The 18,369-nt window shown below is 72.7% G+C and carries 15 protein-coding genes; 8 read left to right on the forward strand and 7 right to left on the reverse strand.

The window, feature by feature from the left end:
• Positions 1-283 precede the first annotated feature (283 nt).
• Positions 284-907 (forward strand): phosphatase PAP2 family protein, encoded by a 624-nt coding sequence (locus tag EAD89_RS02305; RefSeq protein ID WP_121654281.1) that lies wholly within the window; start codon positions 284-286, stop codon positions 905-907.
• An 80-nt stretch (positions 908-987) separates the two neighbouring features.
• On the opposite strand, the gene EAD89_RS02310 is transcribed toward EAD89_RS02305, so the two are convergent.
• From EAD89_RS02310 to EAD89_RS02320, 3 genes are read right to left on the reverse strand one after another with little or no spacing between them, the layout of a single operon-like run.
• A complete protein-coding gene (locus EAD89_RS02310) occupies positions 988-2,211 on the reverse strand; it encodes a hypothetical protein (protein ID WP_121654280.1) in 1,224 nt (407 codons plus the stop codon).
• Positions 2,212-2,270: 59 nt separating this feature from the next.
• Entirely contained in the window at positions 2,271-3,956 is a 1,686-nt protein-coding gene (locus EAD89_RS02315) for a GTPase (RefSeq protein ID WP_121654279.1), read from the reverse strand.
• Positions 3,953-5,794 (reverse strand): ABC transporter, encoded by a 1,842-nt coding sequence (locus tag EAD89_RS02320; RefSeq protein ID WP_121654278.1) that lies wholly within the window; start codon positions 5,792-5,794, stop codon positions 3,953-3,955. Before EAD89_RS02320 ends, EAD89_RS02315 begins: the two co-directional genes overlap by 4 nt.
• A 220-nt stretch (positions 5,795-6,014) precedes the next feature.
• Between EAD89_RS02320 and dnaK the strand changes: the two genes are divergently transcribed.
• From dnaK to EAD89_RS02345, 5 genes are all read left to right on the forward strand, one after another.
• Complete coding sequence (gene dnaK / locus EAD89_RS02325; RefSeq protein ID WP_121674522.1) at positions 6,015-7,892, forward strand: molecular chaperone DnaK; 1,878 nt, start codon at positions 6,015-6,017, stop codon at positions 7,890-7,892.
• A 48-nt stretch (positions 7,893-7,940) separates the two neighbouring features.
• The gene (grpE, locus tag EAD89_RS02330) at positions 7,941-8,702 is read left to right on the forward strand and encodes a nucleotide exchange factor GrpE (RefSeq protein ID WP_121674523.1); all 762 of its coding nucleotides are present in this window, start codon (positions 7,941-7,943) and stop codon (positions 8,700-8,702) included.
• A gap of 85 nt (positions 8,703-8,787) precedes the next feature.
• A complete protein-coding gene (dnaJ, locus tag EAD89_RS02335) occupies positions 8,788-9,969 on the forward strand; it encodes a molecular chaperone DnaJ (protein WP_121654275.1) in 1,182 nt (393 codons plus the stop codon).
• Positions 9,970-9,999: 30 nt separating this feature from the next.
• The gene (locus tag EAD89_RS02340) at positions 10,000-10,440 is read left to right on the forward strand and encodes a heat shock protein transcriptional repressor HspR (RefSeq protein WP_030332087.1); all 441 of its coding nucleotides are present in this window, start codon (positions 10,000-10,002) and stop codon (positions 10,438-10,440) included.
• Positions 10,441-10,575: 135 nt separating this feature from the next.
• Positions 10,576-10,770, forward strand: coding sequence for a hypothetical protein (locus tag EAD89_RS02345; RefSeq protein WP_121674524.1), 195 nt, complete (start codon positions 10,576-10,578; stop codon positions 10,768-10,770).
• 241 nt (positions 10,771-11,011) lie between these two features.
• Here the strand turns inward: EAD89_RS02345 and EAD89_RS02350 are convergent, their stop codons facing one another.
• The 4 genes from EAD89_RS02350 to EAD89_RS02365 form a co-directional block, all read right to left on the reverse strand.
• Positions 11,012-11,443, reverse strand: a complete 432-nt coding sequence (locus EAD89_RS02350; protein WP_074315768.1) for a hypothetical protein — start codon at positions 11,441-11,443, stop codon at positions 11,012-11,014.
• A gap of 213 nt (positions 11,444-11,656) precedes the next feature.
• A complete protein-coding gene (locus EAD89_RS02355; RefSeq protein WP_121654273.1) occupies positions 11,657-12,862 on the reverse strand; it encodes a cation:proton antiporter in 1,206 nt (401 codons plus the stop codon).
• A 5-nt stretch (positions 12,863-12,867) separates the two neighbouring features.
• Positions 12,868-13,368 carry a cation:proton antiporter regulatory subunit gene (locus EAD89_RS02360; RefSeq protein WP_121654272.1) on the reverse strand — a complete coding sequence of 167 codons (501 nt, stop codon included), beginning with the start codon at positions 13,366-13,368 and terminating at the stop codon, positions 12,868-12,870.
• 342 nt (positions 13,369-13,710) lie between these two features.
• Positions 13,711-14,847: an epoxide hydrolase family protein gene (locus EAD89_RS02365; protein WP_121674525.1), complete on the reverse strand. Its 1,137-nt coding sequence runs from the start codon at positions 14,845-14,847 to the stop codon at positions 13,711-13,713.
• 85 nt (positions 14,848-14,932) lie between these two features.
• Between EAD89_RS02365 and EAD89_RS02370 the strand changes: the two genes are divergently transcribed.
• The gene (locus EAD89_RS02370; RefSeq protein WP_121674526.1) at positions 14,933-15,586 is read left to right on the forward strand and encodes a TetR/AcrR family transcriptional regulator; all 654 of its coding nucleotides are present in this window, start codon (positions 14,933-14,935) and stop codon (positions 15,584-15,586) included.
• Between the two features lie 86 nt (positions 15,587-15,672).
• A complete protein-coding gene (gene clpB, locus EAD89_RS02375; protein ID WP_121674527.1) occupies positions 15,673-18,264 on the forward strand; it encodes an ATP-dependent chaperone ClpB in 2,592 nt (863 codons plus the stop codon).
• Positions 18,265-18,369: the final 105 nt, after the last annotated feature.

Here is an 18,369-nt window from a genome sequence, read left to right on the forward strand (position 1 = left end):
CCCTCTCCCTGCCGGCCACCACGCCCGTTCCGGCCACCACCACGCCCGCGCCGGCCACCACGTCCGCGCCGCCCGCCAGCCCCGGTTCACCGCCCAGCCGGCCCGGCCCGACCGTCACGACATCCCTGACGGTCCCGTCCGTCCGACCGGCCCCCACGGCCAGTCCCTCGCCGCTGGGCGGACGGGCTCACCTCACGAGGTCCCCGGCGGTACGGTGACGGTCAGGCGCGACCGGCCCGGTGCCGGCGCCGGTCGGCGATAGGCGCGTACCGGAGGGGGTGGCGTGGGCGGCGGTGCGGAACTCCGCCCGGTCACCGCCCGGCCAGGCCCGGGGTTGCGGGTCGCCCGGCTGGTCACCGAGCTGACCGCGCCCGCGGTGCTGGTGACACTGCTGATGGTCACCGTGAGCTGGCACAGTTCGCCCAGTGCCCGGCACGGCCTGGCGTGGGGTCTGCTCGCCACGCTCTTCGTCACCGGCATTCCGTTCGCCTACATCGTCGGCGGAGTACGCCGTGGTCGGCTCACGGACCACCACGTCGGCCGTCGGGACCAGCGGCGGGTGCCGTTGCTCGTCGGCCTCGGCTCGGTCGCCGCCGGGCTGGCCCTGCTCGCCGTGCTCGGCGCACCCCGCCCGCTGCTGGCACTGGCGGTGTCCGGGCTGGTCGGGTTGGTGGTGGCCGTGTCGGTGAGCCACTGGTGGAAGATGTCGATCCACTCGGCGGTGGCCGCTGGCACGCTGATCATCCTGGTGCTGACCTTCGGGACCCACCTGCTCGTCGCCGCGCCGCTGCCGGGCGTGGTCGGCTGGTCCCGGGTGCGGCTACGGGACCACACCATTGGGCAGGTGCTGGCCGGCGGCGTGCTCGGAGCACTGATCGCCGGGGTGGTCTTCGGCCTGCTGCGCTGACCGGGCGCGCTGCGCTGACCGTGAGCGCTGCGCCGATGGGTCCCGGGCGGGCGGCGAGGTGCCGGCCGCCCGGGATGCCGTCAGGCGCCGTCGTCGGCGAGGCGGTGTCGGTTCGCCTCGATCCAGGCGTCCAGTGCTGCCGGGTCGTCCGGGTCGACCCCGTCGGCCATCAGCTGCGCCACCGCCGCGGTGGCCGGGCTGCGCCGCTCGCCGGTCGAGTAGAGGCGGGCGAACTCCGGCACCATCTCCTCGATCGCCTCGTCGGTGCGCGTCGCGGCCGTCTCGGGCAGCCCACGCTGGCGCGACGCGTACCGGGCCCAGGCGCGCAGCACGCGGGGCAGCATCGCCGCGTCGTCCATGTCCAGCACGGCCCGGCGGTGCACCCAGTCGAGCAGGAAGAGCCCGGACACGGCGGGGCTCCACCGCATCGGGTCGGCGTCCGGGAAGGTCGCCGAATGGTCCAGCAGCAGGCTCAGGCAGAAGTGCAGCGAGGCCAGCTCCGGGCCGTCGACGGCGTCCAACCCGAAGCGGGCGGCCTCCGGCGCGGCCAGGAACCGTCGGACCAGCTCGGTGCGCTCGGCGGCGGAGAGCGGCTCGACCTCCGCCGGGCTGGTGGGGTCGGCTGCGGTGGGCAGCACGGCCAGCCGGGCGCCGACCAGCGCCCGGTCGGTGGCGAGTGAACCCTCGCCGGGCAGCTCGCCCAGGTCGTCGGTGACGGCGAGGTGGCGGGCCACCTCGCCGCGCAGCTGGGCCGGGTCCTCGGTGCGGAACCAGGTCAGCTCGTCGTCGGCGCACATCTGCCGGACCTGGTCCAGGATCCGTTCCGCCGGCCCACCGACGAAGATGTCCTTGGTGATCCCGATGTTGTGGTCGACCAGGGCCACCAGCGCGTGCTCGGGGCCGCCGGCCGCATCGTCGTAGGCGAAGGTGGCGAGGTAGGAGGTCTGGTCGCCGTAGACGTCGCCGTACGCCCAGCTGCCGGTGAGGTGCACCCGGCCGAGCTGGCCAGTCCAGGCCGGCGCCTGGCTGCCCGGGCGCACCCGTTCGGTGCCCTCGGCGTTGGGGACGAGCGCGGCGAAGACCTGCCGGATGGTGGTCGCCGCGGCGATCCGGCGGCGGGCGGTGGCGGCGAGGAACCCGGTGACGAACTCCCGTACGGCGGTGTCGCGGTCGGTCTCCGCGATCGCGTAGACGCTGCCCAGGAGGGCGCTGCCGAGCATCTCGGCGTCCAGCGCCGACTCGAGCTTGGTCACGTCGCGTGCGGCGTGCAGCACCGCGTCGTAGGGGGTCTGAGGCGTGGCCATGCTCCGACCCTACGCCGCTCGGGCCGTGCACAGAGTGGTAGCGAGCCGTGCGGGGCGCGTCAGCGGCGGGCGGCATCCCGCAGCGCGTCGCGCGCCTGCGCGTACGAGGCGAGCACGATCCGCACCGGGGCGAGCACGTACTCCTCGCCCACGCCGGCGACCTTGGCCGTCAGCCGCTGTTCGGCGCGACTCCGCGCCCGCCGGGCCGCCCAGCGCACCACCGGTCGGGTCAGCGCCGCCACCAGCAGCCCGGCCAGCAGCCCGCCGAGCAGCAGCACGGTGGGCAGTGGCACCTCCCCGACCATCGGGTTGTCCAGTGCGGGCAGGCCGAGCGCCCGCAGTGCGTAGCCGAGCACCAGCCAGCCCAGCCCGACCACGGCGGCCAGCGTGACCAACCACTGGACACCGCCGACCAACCGCCACCAGATCGGTCGACGGTCCAGGCCGAGGTCGGTGCCGGCGATCGCGCGGTCCAGCGCGTCCGGCAGGTCGCCGAGGCGGGACCGCGCGGCGGAGGTGACCGCGGCCGGCCAGGCCGCGGGCAGGTCGGCGGCGGCCCGGTCGGCGACCGCGCGGATCGCCAGGCCGAGCGCCGAGCGTTGGGCGGCCGTCGGGTCCGGTACCGAGGTCGCCGAGACCAGGCTCTCCGCCGGGTCGACCTGATCACCGCCCGGGCCGGGCAAGTGCAGGCGGCGCAGCGGGTCGGGTCGCAGCCGCCGCCAGCCCCGGACCACCGGCCAGCCGGTGGCCGCGCCGGCCCGGTGCCGGTACGCCTGCTGCACCGCCTCGGTCACCGCCGGCACTCCGGCCGCGCCGGCCAGCGCCCGGTTCAACCCGCCGACGGCGGCATCGTCCGGTCCGCCCGCCGGCCGGGCGGAGCCGACCAGGTCGTCCAGCGCGGCGACCACGGTGTCGACATCGCCGGCGAGCCGCCGCAGCGCCGCCTGTCGCTCGGCGACCGTCCGTTCCAGCGCGGTGCGCAGCCCGACCATCCCGGCCGGGTCGATGGCGGTGGTGGCCAGCAGCGGCACGCCGGTCAGCCCGTCCGCGTCGAGCAGCCGGCGCAGGTCGTCCAGGACCCGGGGCAGCTCGGCCGGGGGCAGCCGATCGGCCTGGTTGAGCACGACCAGGGTGACGTCGCGGTGGCGGTGGAACTCGCGCAGGTAGCTGTCGTGGATGACGCGGTCGGCGTACTTCTGCGGGTCGACCACCCAGACCACCTGGTCGACCAGGCCGAGCAGCCGGTCCACCTCCAGTCGGTGGGCCCGCTGCACCGAGTCGAAGTCGGGCAGGTCGAGCAGGATCAGCCCGTGCAGCGCCGTCTCGTCGTCCGCGTCCAGCGCGCTCTCCCGGACGAAGCGGTGCCGGGGCAGCACGCCGATCCAGTCGAGCAGCCGGTTGGCGCCCTCCAGGGCCCCCCACACGCACGCGTGCGTGACGCCGGTCGTCGGGCGGCGGACTCCGACCGGCGAGAGCTCCAGCCGGGCCAGCGCGTTGAACAGGCTGGACTTGCCGCTGCCGGTGGCGCCGGCGAGGGCGACCACGGTGTGGTCGCGGGACAGGGCGAGCCGGGTGCCGGCCCGCTCGACCAGGGTGTGCGCGGGCACCAGCTCGGAGTCCGGCAGCAGGCCGTCCACCGCGGTCAGGAACCGGCGTACCGCGTCCAGGCGGGCGATCAGCGCGTCGGGGTCGATCCGCTGGTCGCCCCGGAACGCCTCGCGTACCCGGCCGGCGATGTTGGTCACCGGGAGCCCTCCTCGTCGGCGGCCGGCGGGGTGTCGCCGCCGGTCGCCAGGCCGCTGCGGTGCCGGGCCAGCTCGACCCGGCCGGCGGCCCGGCGCAACCCGTCGCCGGCGTCCGCGGCGGGGCGGGCGTCGGCGGTGCGGGCCAGGAAGCGGTCGGCCTCCGCGTCGAGCAGCGTCCGCACCCGCTCCAGCAGGTCGGCGCGGGCCTTGGCGGCGAGGGTACGCACCGCCTGGTCGCCGAAGATCGCCTGGAGTACGGCCTGGGCCGCGACCGTGGTGCCGGCCCCGGTGGCCACCTCCAGCCCGGTCGGGATGAACGCGGTGGAGGCGAACACGGCGATCATCACGGCGAGCCCGGTGGCGTTCACCGCGTACGCGGCCGTGCGGGCCACGAAACGCTTGTCGCCCCCCTCGACCCGGACCAGCTCCAGCACCCCGCGCTGCCAGTCCCGGACCATCCGCTCGGCGCGCTCGGGCAGGTCGTCGCTGGGGTGTGCGAGCCCCGGATCGAGCAGCCCGGCCCCCGCCGGGTGCGCCTTCCACGCCGTGTACGCGGCCTCGGCGGCCTCGGAAGCGACCCCGCGCAGCAGCGTGACCAGTTGCGACTCGATGGCGTTGCGCAGCTCGGCGGCGGGTGCCGGACGACCGGTGACGGCGGCCACCACCCGATCCCGCAGCCGGCCGATCCGCGCCTCCAGGGTGCGGAACAGCTCCCCGGTGCCGACGAACTCCTGCCATCGGGCGAGCACCTCACCACGGAGCAGGCGGCCGTCGCGCAGGCCCTCCTCGACGGTTCGCTCGGCGCCCCGGTAGGAGGCCCGGACCCGCTCGTCCAGGCTGTCGGCGGCGGCGACCTGCTCGTCGGCGGCGTCGGCCAGCTCCTCGACGGCCGGGTGCAGTGCGGCCAGCGCCCCGTCCAGGGTCTGCCGGACCACGGCCGCCCGGGCGTCGGCGTCGCCGGCCAGGCGGGCGAACCAGTCGGCCAGGGGTGCGGTGACACCCTCGGGCAGCAGCCCCTGACCGTCGACCCAGGTCTCCGGCAGCACGAACAGCGGCGCCCGGCCGAGATCCTGTGCGGTGAGCATCTCGGCCAGGTGCGCGGAGATCTCGTCGGCGGCCTCGGCGGGCACCCGGTCCAGCACCATGGCGATCACCGCGCCCCGGGCCCGGGCGCTGCGCAGCAGCTCCCACGGCACCGCGTCCGCGTACCGGGCGGCGGTGGTGACGAAGAGCCAGAGGTCCGCGGCGGCGAGCAACTGGCCGGCGAGCGCCCGGTTGGCGTCGACCACGGAGTCGATGTCCGGCGCGTCGAGGAAGGCCAGCCCGGCGGGCAGAGCCGGGGCGGTGACCAGGTGCAGGGCGCGCGGGTCCTCGCTCGGCTCGGTGGTGCGGGTGAGCCCGGGCAGCAGCTCACCCTGCCGGAACCAGGCCGCGTCGGCGGGGTTGCAGACCAGCACCGGTGAGCGGGTGGTCGGCCGGAGCACACCGGCGGCGCTGACCCGGGCCTTGACCAGGCTGTTGACCAGGGTCGACTTGCCCGCGCCGGTGGAGCCGCCGACCACCACGAGCAGTGGCGCGTCGAGTCGGGCGAGCCGGGGCAGCAGGTAGTCGTCGAGCTGGTCGGTGAGGGCGGTGGCGGTGTGCCGCGCCGGCCCGGCGGAGGGCAGAGCGAGGGGGTACCCGGTCGCGCCGATCGCGGCCCGGAGACCCGACAGCGCGCCGGGGAGGCTGTCGTCCCCGGTGGTGGCGGGCGGCTCCTCCGCGGCGTCCGGCGGGCCGGTGCGGGCTGCGACGGCGGGCGCGCCGGAACGGGTGGCGGGATCGCCGTGCGTCGTCACCGCTAAAGCGTGCCCGACCGATGCAAGGGAAGACAACCGGACGGTAATAACGGCTGGGTTGCGTCGGGTCGGCTCAACCTAACTTGACGATCCGCAAACGCGTGGCACTATTGAGTCAAGTTCACTCAACTTGTGGTGGGCCCGCTGCGGGCGGCGCCCGCCAAGCAGTCCACGGGCGGTGCCCGTCACCTGCACAACCTTACGAAGCGAGGAAGCGAAGATGGCACGTGCGGTCGGTATCGACCTCGGCACGACGAACTCCTGCGTCAGCGTTCTCGAGGGCGGTGAGCCCACCGTCATCGCCAACGCTGAGGGCTCGCGGACGACCCCGTCGATCGTCGCGTTCGCCCGCAACGGGGAGGTGCTCGTCGGTGAGGTCGCCAAGCGCCAGGCGGTGACGAACCCGGACCGGACGATCCGCTCGGTCAAGCGCGAGGTCGGCACGAACTGGTCCGTCGACATCGACGGCAAGAAGTACACCCCGCAGGAGATCTCGGCCCGGACGCTCATGAAGCTCAAGCGGGACGCCGAGGCGTACCTGGGCGAGCAGATCACCGACGCGGTGATCACCGTCCCGGCCTACTTCAACGACAGCCAGCGCCAGGCCACCAAGGAGGCCGGTGAGATCGCCGGCTTCAACGTGCTGCGGATCGTGAACGAGCCGACCGCGGCCGCCCTGGCGTACGGGCTGGACAAGGGCTCCACGGAGCAGACCGTCCTGGTCTTCGACCTCGGTGGCGGCACCTTCGACGTGTCGCTGCTGGAGTTGGCCGAGGGCGTCATCGAGGTCAAGTCGACCAGCGGTGACAACCACCTCGGCGGCGACGACTGGGACCAGCGGATCATCGACCACCTGGTCAAGACGTTCCGCGGCGAGCACGGCATCGACCTGAGCCAGGACAAGATGGCCCTCCAGCGGCTCCGTGAGGCCGCCGAGAAGGCCAAGATCGAGCTGTCCGCCGCCACCACCACCAACATCAACCTGCCGTACATCACCGCTGGCTCCGCCGGCCCGCTGCACCTGGACGTGACGCTCAGCCGCGCCGAGTTCCAGCGGATGACGCAGGACCTGCTGGACCGCTGCAAGGGCCCGTTCGAGCAGGCCGTGAAGGACGCCGGGATCAAGATCTCCGACGTCGAGCACGTGATCCTGGTCGGCGGTTCGACCCGGATGCCCGCCGTGACCGACCTGGTCAAGCAGCTCACCGGCCGCGACCCGAACAAGGGCGTCAACCCGGACGAGGTCGTCGCCGTCGGCGCCGCTCTCCAGGCCGGTGTGCTCAAGGGTGAGGTCAAGGACGTCCTGCTGCTCGACGTGACCCCGCTGAGCCTGGGCATCGAGACCAAGGGCGGCATCTTCACCAAGCTGATCGAGCGCAACACCACCATCCCGACCAAGCGCTCCGAGGTCTTCACCACGGCGGACGACAACCAGCCGTCGGTGCTGATCCAGGTGTTCCAGGGTGAGCGGGAGATCGCGGCCTACAACAAGAAGCTCGGCACCTTCGAGCTGACCGGCCTCCCGCCGGCGCCGCGTGGCGTGCCGCAGATCGAGGTCGCGTTCGACATCGACGCCAACGGCATCGTGAACGTGCACGCCAAGGACCTGGGCACCGGCAAGGAACAGAAGATGACGATCACCGGCGGCTCCTCGCTGCCGAAGGACGACATCGAGCGGATGCGCCGGGACGCCGAGGAGCACGCGGAGGAGGACAAGCGCCGCCGCGACGACGCCGAGACCCGCAACGTGGCCGAGGCGCTCCAGTGGCAGACCGAGAAGTTCCTCGCCGAGAGCGGCGACAAGCTGCCCAGCGAGAACCGGGAGCAGCTCAACGAGGCGCTCGGCGAGCTGCGTGGCGCCCTCGGCGGCCAGGACATCGAGAAGATCAAGTCGGCGCACGAGCGGCTGGCGCAGGTGTCCCAGCAGGCCGGTTCGCTGCTCTACTCGCAGCAGGCCGAGCAGGGCCAGCAGCCGGGTGGCGAGGCCGGCCCGGGTGCGACCGGGGCGACGGGGGCGACCGGCCCGCAGGCCGGCGCCGCCGGTGGCGCCGACGACGTGGTCGACGCGGAGATCGTGGACGAGGACGGCAAGAAGTGACCGTCGGTTCTCGACACGTATCCACTGCGAAGGGGATGAGGTAGCCGCATGACGCAGAAGCCACGAGCCGCCGACCCGGGCGACACCGGGTCGGCGCCGGGTGGCTCCGCGCCCACCGAGCCGGCCACCGGCGACGGGGAGCGGGTCGTCATCCGTAACAACCGCAAGCTCAGCGACACCACGGAGCCCGAGGGCGCGGCTGCGGACGCGGGGAGCGACGTACCGGCCGAGGGCCTCGTCGAGGACGCCGAGGTCGTGGTCGACGAGATCGAGATCGAGTCCACCCCGGTCGACGGGCCGGCGCCGTCCAGTCCGCCGGTGGTGGACGCCCCGGCGCAGCCGGTCGACGGCGGTGCCGGCGTCGGCACGCCGCTCGGTGCCGAGCTGGAGGCGCTCCGGGCCGAGCTGGACGAGCGGACGCGGGACCTGCAGCGGGTGTCGGCGGAGTACGCCAACTACCGCAAGCGGGTCGACCGGGACCGCAGCCTGGTGCAGGAGCAGGCGACCGGCTCGGTGCTGGCCGCGCTGCTGCCGATCCTGGACGACCTGGACCGGGCCCGGGAACACGGCGACCTGGTCGGGCCGTTCGGCACGGTAGCGGAACAGCTCGTCACCGCGCTGGGCAAGTTCGGCCTCAACGCGTTCGGCGAACAGGGCGACCCGTTCGACCCGACCCGGCACGAGGCGGTCGCGCACCAGACCTCGGCCGAGGTCAGCGAGCCGACCTGCGTGCAGGTCATGCGGCGCGGCTACCAGCTCGGTGAACGGCTGCTGCGCCCCGCGCTGGTAGCGGTCGCGGATCCGGAATAGTGCGAGACGGTGACCGGCCGGTCCCGCCCACCGCGATGCGGTGGGCGGGACGGCCGGGCCACGACGGTCGGAAGGGGGTGGACCGGTGAGTTCGAAGGACTGGCTCGAGAAGGACTTCTACGCCGTGCTCGGCGTGGACAAGGCCGCCTCCGCGGATGACATCAAGAAGGCGTACCGCAAGTTGGCCCGGGAGTCACACCCGGACCACAACCCGGGCGACCCGAAGGCCGAGGAGCGGTTCAAGGCGGCCTCCGAGGCGTACAACGTGCTGTCGGACACCGGCCGCCGCCGGGAGTACGACGAGATGCGCTCGCTGTTCGGCTCGGGCGCGTTCCGGCGCAACGCCCGGGGCGCCGGCCAGCCGGGTGGCATGCCGTTCGACGTCTCCGACATGTTCGGCGGCGGCGCTGGCGGCGACCGTCGCTTCGGCGGGGCCGGCTTCCAGGACCTGTTCAGCTCGATCTTCTCCGGCGGCTCGGCCGGCGGGCAGGCCGCGCCGCGCGGTCCGGCCCGGGGTCGGGACGTGGAGACCGAGGTGGCGCTGGACTTCGGCGACGCGGTGCGGGGCGTGACCCTGCCGCTGACGCTGCGCGCCCCGGGCGTCTGCGACACGTGCCACGGCAACGGGGCCAAGCCCGGCACCCAGCCGCGCACCTGCCCGGCCTGCCACGGCGCCGGGGTGACCACCCGCAACCAGGGGTCGTTCAGCTTCTCCGAGCCGTGCCGCACCTGCCAGGGCGTCGGCACGGTGGTCGAGGAGAAGTGCCCGGAGTGCCACGGCAGCGGTGGGGTCACCAAGACCCGCACGCTGAACGTGCGCTTCCCGGCCGGGGTGGCCGACGGGCAGCGGATCCGGTTGGCCGGGCGCGGCGAGCCGGGTGAGCGTGGCGGCCCGGCCGGCGACCTGTTCGTACACGTCAAGGTCCGGCCGGACGAGCTGTTCGGTCGTACCGGTGACGACCTGACGTTGACGGTGCCGGTCACCTTCGCGGAGGCCGTGTTCGGCACGGACCTGCGGGTGCCGACGCTCGACGGCGCGGTGACCCTGCGGGTCCCGCCCGGTACGCCGAGCGGGCGCGTGCTGCGGGCCCGGGGCAAGGGTGTGGTCCGTCGCGACGGGCAGGCCGGCGACCTGCTGGTCACGCTGGACGTGGTGGTGCCGGCCCGGTTGTCGGACGAGGCGCGGACGGCGCTGGAGGCGTTCGCCGAGCAGAGTCCGCCGGCGGCCAGGGAACATCTCGACGCCCGGGTGCGTCGGGTCAGTTAGTCCGGTGGGATGGACGCGGAGGTGAGCGGGATGTCGGGCGAGTTCCTCGGTTCGGGTGACCCTGCCTACGAGGCCAAGGTGCTGATGATCTCGGTAGCGGCACGAATGGCGGGGATGCACCCGCAGACCCTGCGCCAGTACGACCGGCTGGGGCTGGTGCAGCCCGGACGGGCGGCCGGTGGCGGGCGTCGCTACAGCGTCCGCGACGTGGTGCTGCTGCGTGAGGTGCAGCGGCTCAGTCAGGACGACGGGATCAACCTGGCCGGAGTCAAGCGGATCATCGGGCTGGAGCGGCTGCTGGAGCAGGCGCAGCAGCGGGTCGCCCGGCTGGAGGCGGAGCTGGACGCCGCGTACCGCCGGGTGGCCGAGCTGGAGTCCCTGGCCCGCTTCCCCGGTCGTGATCTCGTGCCGACCAACCGCACCTCCACCGCGCTGGTGGTCTGGCGGCCCCGCCGTACGCCCGACCGCTGACCCGCTCTTCCGGTCCCGTTCTTATTCGGCCCGGCCCGCACCGGATTTTCCGGCGCGGGCCGGGCCGTTCCGGTTAGCCTGTCGATACGGGTTCTATCGGCTTAATTCGGACCTACCGGCATGGCAGGGGGAGCGATGGCGGAGCCGGCGAAGAAGATGGCCCAGCAGACGGAGGACCGGTTGGAGGACCTGGCCGACACCGTCCGCGAGAAGTTCGACAAGGTGACCAAGGGAAGCTTCCGGGACCGGATCGTCGAAGGGCGGTTCGCCGACCAGGTCGACCACGGCGTCGACCAGGCCCGGGCCGAAACCCAGCGGAAGCAGGACTGACCGGACCGACGTGCGGGCCGGGACCCACGGGGGGTCCCGGCCCGCACGTCGTCCTGAGTGCGGGCCGGGACGCGGTAACCCAGCGGCGGGGGTCCCGGCCCGCAGTTCGTCCTGAGTGCGGGCCGGGACGCGGTGGTCCTGCGGCGGGGGTCCCGGCCCGCAGTTCGTCCTGAGTGCGGGCCGGGACGCGGTGGTCCTGCGGCGGGGGTCCCGGCCCGTTCGTTGTTGCGGGAGAGCCGCGTCAGCCGAGGCGGCGGTTTTCGCGGACCAGGCCGCCTTCGCACCAGTCCCGGTAGACGAAGAGATCCGGCCGGGCCAGCAGTACGCGGCCGTTGTGCGCCCAGATCTTCATCAGCTCGTCGCCGTCGCGCTCCGCCTGCTCGACCAACTTGCGGAAGCGGCGCTTCGGGTGGGCGCGGAAGTTCGTCCGGATGCCGTCGGCCGCGTAGATGTACAGGCAGTGCAGCGCGAAGCGGCGGGCCGGGCAGGTCGGGTCCATCGCCAACTCGAAGAGCGTCAGCACGAGCCGGTCACCGGAGACCAGTAGGTCCCAGTCCGGTGGCATGGACGCCAACGGCACCGAATCGGGCTGGTATGCCCAAGCTCGCAACTCCGCCGGAGTCGGATCGACGGGGTTGGCGAAGCCGTGGAACGTCGACTCCTGCACGCTCACCGGCCAACCTTCCGCTTTCGCCCGCGTCGGCACTGGCCACCCGCGGACCCTGGCTGCTGCGGCGAAACGGTATCCCGCCGTCGGGTGCTGCGGTAGTCCCCGTGGGGAGCAATTCAGCAACCGTTGGCCTGGCCGGGCCCACCGGACGGATCGCGGGGCCCACCCACCGCCGCTGCCGTGTCGATCAGGGGCCACGGCAGCGGCGGCGGCGCGTCAGTCGTGGACCGGGACCGGCTCCCGCCGCTCGGCCGCCGCGCGGTTGCGCAGCCACCGCTTGAACCACGGGAAGTCGGGCAGCCGGGCCAGCATCGGCCCGGTCACCACGGTGATCAGGACGTACGCCGTGGCCAGCGCGGCCAACCGCGGCTCGACGCTGCCGGCGGCCACCGCGAGCCCGGCGATGACGATGGAGAACTCACCTCGGGGTACGAGTGCCAGGCCGGCCCGCCATCGACCGGGTTCGGCGATGCCGACACGGCGGGCCGCGAGGTAGCCGGTGAGCGTCTTCGTCGCCATGGTGATCACGGCCAGCGCGAGCGCCGGCAGTAGCACCGGGGGGATGTCCCGTGGGTCGGTGACCAGCCCGAAGAAGACGAAGAACACCGCGGCGAACAGGTCCCGAAGCGGGGAGAGCAACTCGGTGGCGTGGTGCGCCACCGGCCCGGAGAGCGCGATGCCGACCAGGAACGCCCCGACCGCCGCCGACACCTGGAGCTTCGCCGCGAGACCGGCGATGAACAGGGTCAGCCCGAGTACGCCGAGCAGCAGCGCCTCCGGATCCTTCGCCGACAGAGCGGACGAGATCAAATGGCCGTACCGGATGGCGAGCACCAGCACGAGCAGCACCGTACCCACCGCCACGGTGAGCGCGATGCCGCCGCCGAGCAGGCCGGTGCCGGCCAGCACCGCGGTGACCAGCGGCAGGTAGAGCGCCATCGCCAGGTCCTCGATCACCAGGACCGAGAGGATCACCGGAGTTTCGCGGTTACCGAGTCGGCCCAGGTCGCCGAGGACCTTGGCGATCACTCCGGAGGACGAGACCCACGTGATGCCGCCGAGCACCAGGGCGGCCACCCAGTCCCAGCCGAGCAGCAGGGCGAAGATCGCGCCGGGCAGTGCGTTGAGAACGCCGTCGATCAGCCCGGCCGGGGCCGCCGACCGGAGGTTGCCGACCAGTTCGTTGGCCGAGTACTCCAGGCCGAGCATCACCAGCAGCAGGATCACGCCGATCTCGGCGCCGACCGCGAAGAACTCCTCGCTGGCGGCGAGCGGGAGCAGTCCGCCGTGACCGAACGCGAGCCCGGCGAGCAGGTAGAGGGGAATGGGCGAGAGGCCGACCCGGCGGCTGAGCCGACCGAGGACACCGAGCAACAGCAGCAGCGCGCCGACCTCGACGAGCAGTGTGGTGGATTCGTGCATCCGCCTCAGCCGTCCGGGTCACTGTCGGCGAGGATGGCGGACACACCGTCGAGACCCTTGCGGGTCCCGACGACGACCACCACGTCGCCGGCCGCGAAGCGGAAGGTGGGAAGCGGCGAGACGATCACCTCGCCGTCGCGCAGCACCGCCACGATGGAGGCGCTGGTGCGGGTACGCGCCTTGGTGTCACCGAGCTTCCGGTTGACGTACCGCGACCCCGCCGTGATGGCGATCTGCTCGGTGAGCAGACCGGCGGCCTGCTCGCGCAGCCCGGAGAGCTGGCCGAGCATCAGCGACGCGCCGAGGATGTCGGCGAGCGCCTCCGCCTCGTCGTCGGTCAGCGGGATGTCCGCCTGGCAGGAGTCGGGATCGTCGGGGTCGTAGAGGACAAGATCCCGGCGGCCGTTGCGGTGGGAGACCACGCCGAGGCGGCGCCCGGACTCCGTCACCAGATCGTGGCGTACGCCGATCCCGGGTAAGGCAATCTGCTCGACTCGTACTCGCACCCGCCAAGGCTACCGCTTACCGGACCAGACCAGATCTTGGTCGAATTCGGCCCCTCCAGGGACCTGCGTGCTGCGCGCCGATTTGGTTCCTCCTTGATGATCGACTCGGTTTCCCCGATGTCGCGGTATCCCAGCAGTCCGGACACCCCGATATCGGGGAAACGGAGTGGATCTATCCCTCGGGTGCGCCTCGGTGAACAGGCGCAACAGCCGGCGTCCGGATATCGGACGTGGCGTGTTGCGTGGGTTGAAGCCCAGGCCGCGGCACTCGACGCCCGGCGCCCCGGATGCGCTGACGCCCACCCCGGCAGAGCGGGGTGGGCACCGGCGCGCACGCTGTGATCAGCGAAGGCTGGCGAAGAACTCGCGGATGTCGGCGACCAGCACGTCGGTGGCCTGGTGGGCGGCGTAGTGGCCGCCGACGTCGCCGCGGCCTTCGACGTCCGTGCCGTACGCCGTCCATCGGACGATGTTCGCGTGGTCCCGGTCGGCGAAGCGGCGGATCGACTGGAAGTCGCCGGGGAACATGGCCAGCGCGGTGGGCGCGGTAGTCGCTTCGGTCGGCGCGTCGCCGGCGTGCGCGTCCTCCCAGTAGAAGCGGATCGCCGAGGCGGCCGTGCCGGTGAACCAGTAGAGCGCCACGTTGGCCAGGATGAAGTCGGCGTCCAGGCTCTCGTCGAAGAGTTGGGCGTTCCAGGCCAGCAGTCCGACCGGCGAGTCGGCCAGCCCGAATGCCAGGGTCTGCGGCTGCTGACTGTGCACCTGGTTGAACGAGAACTTGTTCTCGTAGAACCACTGGAGGTGCTTGAGCCCCGCCTGGTCCGCCTCGGAGAGCCCGGCGAACTCGGCCGGGTCGCCCGACGGGAACGAGAAGAGCTGGGTGACGTGCACGCCGAGCACGTGCGCCGCGTCGATCCGCCCCAACTCCGGCGCGACCATCGAGCCGGCGTCGTTGCCGATCGCGCCGTAGCGGTCGTACCCCAGTCGGCTCATCAGCTCGGCCCAGGCGCGGGCGGTGCGGTACCGGTTCCAGCCGGTGCTGCGGGTCGGGCCGCTGAACCCGAAGCCGGGCAGCGACGGGATGACCAGGTGGAAGGCCGGCGCGTCCGGTGCGGTCGGTTCGGTGAGCGGGGCGATCACGTCCAGGTATTCCAGCACCGAGCCGGGCCAACCGTGGGTGAGCACCAGTGGGGTGGCGTCGGGTCGGGTCGACCGGACGTGCAGGAAGTGGATCTGCTCGCCGTCGATCTCGGTGACGAACTGGGGGTACGCGTTCAGCCGGGCCTCGACGGCCCGCCAGTCGAACCCGTCCCGCCAGCGGTCGGCGAGGGCGCGGACCCGATCGGTGCTCATCCCGTAGGCGTCGCCGGCTCCGGGCAGCTCGGCGGGCCAGATCGTGCGGCCCAGCCGGGCAGCCAGGTCGTCGAGGGCGGTCTGCGGGATCTCGACGCGGAACGGACGGATCGCGGTGCCGGTCATCTCGGAACTCCTTCGGAACGGAATGTTTCGTTCTGCTTCCACAGTAGCAGACCGGAACGATCCGTTCCACTGTTAGTCTGGGTGCATGGCAACGTCCCCCGGAAAGACGGAAACGCCGCTGGCCGGCCGCCGTGCGCAGGCCGCCCGCAACGACGAGGTGATCCTCGAAGCCGCCCGCGGCGTCTTCCTCGACGACCCGAAGGCGCCGATCGCCGCCGTCGCCGAACGCGCCGGCGTCGGCATCAGTGCGCTCTACCGGCGGTACGCGGGCAAGGAGGACCTGCTGCGCCAGCTCTGCCACGACGGGCTGCGCCGGTACATCGCCGAGGCCGAGACCGCCCTGGCGGTGTCGGACGACTGGGCCGCGTTCGCCGGGTTCCTGGCTCGGGTGGTCGACGCCGACGTGCACTCGCTCACCGTCCACCTGGCGGGCACCTTCGCCCCGACCGAGGAGATGGGCCGGGACGCCATGCGCGCCAACGAGCTGGCCACCGCCCTTTTCGAGCGGGCCCGTGCCAGTGGGCGGCTGCGCCCCGACGTGGTCGTACAGGACCTGGGGCTGCTGCTGGAGGCGTGCGCCGCGGTGCGCGTACCCGATTCGGAGCGGACCGGGCAGCTGCGCCGGCGGCAGCTGGCGGTGCTGCTGGCCGGGCTGTCGGCGGCGCCGGACACCGACCCGCTACCCGGCCCGCCCCCGGCGGCCGGCGAGTTCGACTGGCGGTGGCGTCGGCGAGAGTGATGGACGTCACAACGCTAGGGTTGAGTGGAATACGCTCAACTCTGGTTGTGTCCAACCCAGTGGACAACGCCGATCCGGGGGAGCCCATGAACACCGAACGCCTCACCACCAAGAGCCGCGAGACCATCACCGGTGCCGTCGCGCTGGCGAACCAGCGCGGCCACGCCACCGTGGAGCCCTGGCACCTGCTGCTGTCACTGCTGGACACCGACGGCTCGACCGCCGCCGGCCTGCTGCGCGCCGTCGGGGCCGATCCCGCCGAGCTGCGCCGGGTCGCCCAGCGCGCGGTCGACGCCCTGCCGGCGGCGCGGGGCTCCAGCATCGCCGAGCCCACGCTGGCCCGTGAGTTCGTCAACGCCATCGGCGCCGCGGAGCAGATCGCCCGGCCGCTGGGCGACGAGTACACCTCCACCGAGCACCTGCTCGCCGGCCTGGCCCGGGTGGGCGGCTCGGTGTCCAGCGCGTTGACGTCGGTCGGCGCCACCGAGGAGTCCCTGGTCGCCGCCTTTCCGAGCGTCCGGGGTGGGGACCGGCGGGTCACCACCGCCGACCCGGAGCAGACCTACCAGGCCCTGGCCAAGTACGGCGTCGACCTGACCGCCAGCGCCCGCGACGGCAAGATCGACCCGGTGATCGGCCGGGACTCGGAGATCCGCCGGGTGATCCAGGTGCTGTCCCGGCGTACCAAGAACAACCCGGTGCTGATCGGCGAGCCCGGCGTCGGAAAGACCGCCATCGTCGAGGGCCTCGCCCAGCGGATCGTGGCCGGTGACGTGCCCGAGTCGCTCCGCGACAAGAAGCTGGTCTCGCTGGACCTCGGCGCGATGGTCGCCGGCGCTCAGTACCGCGGCCAGTTCGAGGAGCGGCTCAAGTCCGTGCTGGAGGAGATCAAGAACTCCAACGGGCAGGTCATCACGTTCCTCGACGAGCTGCACACCGTGGTCGGCGCCGGTAAGGGCGAGGGCTCGATGGACGCCGGCAACATGCTCAAGCCGATGCTCGCCCGCGGTGAGCTGCGGATGGTCGGCGCCACGACGCTGGACGAGTACCGCGAGCACATCGAGAAGGACCCGGCGCTGGAGCGCCGCTTCCAGCCGGTGCTGGTCGGCGAGCCCACCATCGAGGACACCATCGGCATCCTGCGCGGGCTCAAGGAGCGCTACGAGGTGCACCACGGCGTGCGGATCACCGACGCCGCGCTGGTCGCCGCTGCGGCGCTGTCGGACCGCTACATCACCGAACGGTTCCTGCCGGACAAGGCGATCGACCTGGTCGACGAGTCCGCGTCCCGGCTCCGGATGGAGATCGACTCCCGGCCGGTCGAGGTGGACGAGATCGAGCGGGCGGTACGCCGGCTGGAGATCGAGGAGATGGCGCTGGCCAAGGAGCCGGACGCCGCCTCCGCCGAGCGGCTGGAGCGGCTGCGCAAGGAGCTGGCCGACAAGCGCGAGCAGCTGACCGTGCTCTCCGAGCGCTGGCAGACGGAGAAGAGCCACATCACCAAGCTCTCCACCGCCAAGGAGGAGCTGGAGCGCCTGGGCGGCGAGGCCGAGCGGGCCGAGCGCGACGGGGAACTGGAGCGCGCCGCCGAGCTGCGCTACGGCCGGATTCCCGCCCTCAAGGTCGAGCTGAAGCAGGCCGAGGAAGAGCTCGCCCAGCTCCAGGCCGACGGCGCGATGCTCAAGGAGGAGGTCGGCGCGGACGACATCGCCGCGGTGGTCGCCTCCTGGACCGGCATCCCGGCCGGCCGGCTGCTGGAGGGCGAGACTGCCAAGCTGCTCCGGATGGAGGAGTCGCTGGGCGGCCGGGTGGTCGGTCAGGCCGAGGCGGTGGGCGCCGTCGCCGACGCGGTACGCCGGGCCCGGGCCGGCGTCGCCGATCCGGACCGCCCGACCGGGAGCTTCCTCTTCCTCGGCCCGACCGGTGTCGGCAAGACCGAGCTGGCCAAGGCGCTCGCCGAGTTCCTCTTCGACGACGAGCGGGCGATGGTCCGCATCGACATGAGCGAGTACGGCGAGAAGCACTCGGTGGCCCGCCTGGTCGGTGCCCCGCCCGGCTACGTGGGTTACGAGGAGGGCGGCCAGCTCACCGAGGCGGTGCGCCGCCGGCCGTACTCGGTGATCCTGCTGGACGAGGTGGAGAAGGCCCACCCGGACGTCTTCGACGTGCTGCTCCAGGTGCTCGACGACGGCCGGCTCACCGACGGTCAGGGCCGCACGGTGGATTTCCGCAACGCGATCCTGATCCTCACCTCCAACCTCGGGTCGTCGATGATCAGCGACCTGACGTTGGCCGAGGAGCAGCGTCGGGAAGGTGTCCTGGCCGTGGTCCGGTCGCACTTCAAGCCGGAGTTCCTCAACCGGCTGGACGACATCGTGGTCTTCGCCTCGCTGCGCGGGGACGATCTGCGCTCGATCGTGGACATCCAGCTCGACCGGATGCGTAAGCGTCTCGCCGACCGCCGGCTCGGTCTGGAGATCACCGACGCGGCCCGGGGCTGGCTCGCCGAGCACGGCTACGACCCGATCTACGGCGCCCGCCCGCTACGTCGCCTGGTCCAGACCGCGATCGGCGACCAGCTCGCCAAGGCCCTGCTCTCGGGCACGATCCGCGACGGCAACACCGTCAAGGTCGACCTCACAACCCCCACAAACACCCTGACCGTAACCCCGGCCTGAGCCCCACCTGAGCGCGGTGATCAAGAGGTTTGCGTCATCGGGACGTTCTCGCATGACGCAAACCTCTTGATCAACAGGGTGGAGCGGGGGTGGGCGGGGAAAGGA

The sequence above is a fragment of the Micromonospora sp. BL4 genome, from assembly GCF_003667505.1.
GTDB lineage: Bacteria > Actinomycetota > Actinomycetes > Mycobacteriales > Micromonosporaceae > Micromonospora.

Excerpts from the sequence above, each read along its gene's own strand:
- EAD89_RS02310 (WP_121654280.1), bottom strand. The coding sequence starts at position 2,211 with ATGGCCACGCCTCAGACCCCCTACGACGCGGTGCTGCACGCCGCACGC.
- dnaK (WP_121674522.1), top strand. The coding sequence starts at position 6,015 with ATGGCACGTGCGGTCGGTATCGACCTCGGCACGACGAACTCCTGCGTC.
- grpE (WP_121674523.1), top strand. The coding sequence starts at position 7,941 with ATGACGCAGAAGCCACGAGCCGCCGACCCGGGCGACACCGGGTCGGCG.
- EAD89_RS02340 (WP_030332087.1), top strand. The coding sequence starts at position 10,000 with ATGTCGGGCGAGTTCCTCGGTTCGGGTGACCCTGCCTACGAGGCCAAG.
- EAD89_RS02345 (WP_121674524.1), top strand. The coding sequence starts at position 10,576 with ATGGCGGAGCCGGCGAAGAAGATGGCCCAGCAGACGGAGGACCGGTTG.
- EAD89_RS02355 (WP_121654273.1), bottom strand. The coding sequence starts at position 12,862 with ATGCACGAATCCACCACACTGCTCGTCGAGGTCGGCGCGCTGCTGCTG.
- EAD89_RS02365 (WP_121674525.1), bottom strand. The coding sequence starts at position 14,847 with ATGACCGGCACCGCGATCCGTCCGTTCCGCGTCGAGATCCCGCAGACC.
- EAD89_RS02370 (WP_121674526.1), top strand. The coding sequence starts at position 14,933 with ATGGCAACGTCCCCCGGAAAGACGGAAACGCCGCTGGCCGGCCGCCGT.
- clpB (WP_121674527.1), top strand. The coding sequence starts at position 15,673 with ATGAACACCGAACGCCTCACCACCAAGAGCCGCGAGACCATCACCGGT.